This window comes from Nitrosomonas sp. Nm166 (assembly GCF_900112825.1).
In the GTDB taxonomy this organism is placed as follows: Bacteria; Pseudomonadota; Gammaproteobacteria; order Burkholderiales; family Nitrosomonadaceae; genus Nitrosomonas.
This window is the reverse complement of record NZ_FONE01000124.1, coordinates 1-1,080: the sequence shown is the minus strand read 5'-3', so window position 1 is coordinate 1,080 and position 1,080 is coordinate 1. Positions and strand designations below refer to the sequence as shown.

The window sequence follows — 1,080 nt, the reverse complement described above, 5'->3', positions numbered from 1 at the left end:
AATACATCGTGGGATTGGGAACAGTCGATGAGCGGATGCTGATATTGATGGATATTGAGAAACTGATGGGTAGTGGCGATATGGGTTTGATTGATTAAGGCATTAATTAACAGGAACAGTTATTTTTCTAAAAAGAGACTTAGAGGGGATTCTGATGTTTAATAATGTATCAATAAAATCGCGGTTGATGTTTGTTATTAGTTTGCTTTCCGTATTACTGATCGGTGTGGGCGGTCTGGGCATTTATGGATTGAATCAAACGAATGATTCATTTAAGGGGGTTTACGAAGACCGCGCTGTTCCGCTAGGGGATCTCGCTTTGATCGTCGATAGAATGCAACGCATACGCCTCAATACTGCTCTGGCTTCATACAGCAGAAACGCTGAAATTGTGAAGCAAAGGAAAGAACTGACCAGTCAGAGAGATGCCGAGATCACTGCAACCTGGCAAAAATATCTCGCTACCAACTTGACCTCAATAGAGAAGACATTGATAGAAAGCTTTAATCAAGGATGGAGAGAATTTGTAGAGGCACGTGAACGCACAATGAGCAGTGCCTTGGCTGGTCATTATGATGCTGCCATTACAAATTATGATGGTGAAGTTTCAAGAAAATATGATGCTGCCCATGCAACCCTGTTCAAGCTACTTGAATTGCAGCGAGATGAAGGTACAAAGGAATTTGGAATCGCCCAAAACAATTATGAAAATATTTTTATAACCAGTGTTACTGTAATTACATTGGGCATATTGCTGGCAGCGGTAATTGGTTTTCTGTTGATACGTGCAATTATCGGTCCTCTGAATGAAGCGGTTGCGGTAGCTAATGCAGTGGCGTCGGGTGATCTGACCAGCCGCATTGAAGTCAATTCGAATGATGAAATTGGCCGCTTATTACACGCATTGAAAACGATGAACGACAACCTGGCAGACCTCGTCGGTAAAGTGCGTATTGGCACGGATCAGATCACCACGGCTTCCAGCGAAATCGCATCAGGTAATTCAGATCTCAGCCAGCGCACAGAAGAGCAGGCTTCCAGCCTCGAAGAAACAGCATCAAGCATGGAAGAGCTGACATC

1 protein-coding gene and 1 pseudogene are annotated in these 1,080 nt (G+C 43.6%); both read left to right on the top strand.

What is annotated here, in order from left to right:
• A pseudogene (locus tag BM021_RS16440) lies at nt 1-98 on the top strand (chemotaxis protein CheW); the annotation flags it as partial.
• 56 nt (nt 99-154) lie between these two features.
• On the top strand, nt 155-1,080 hold a 926-nt coding region (locus tag BM021_RS16475), incomplete at its 3' end, for a methyl-accepting chemotaxis protein (RefSeq protein WP_143074377.1).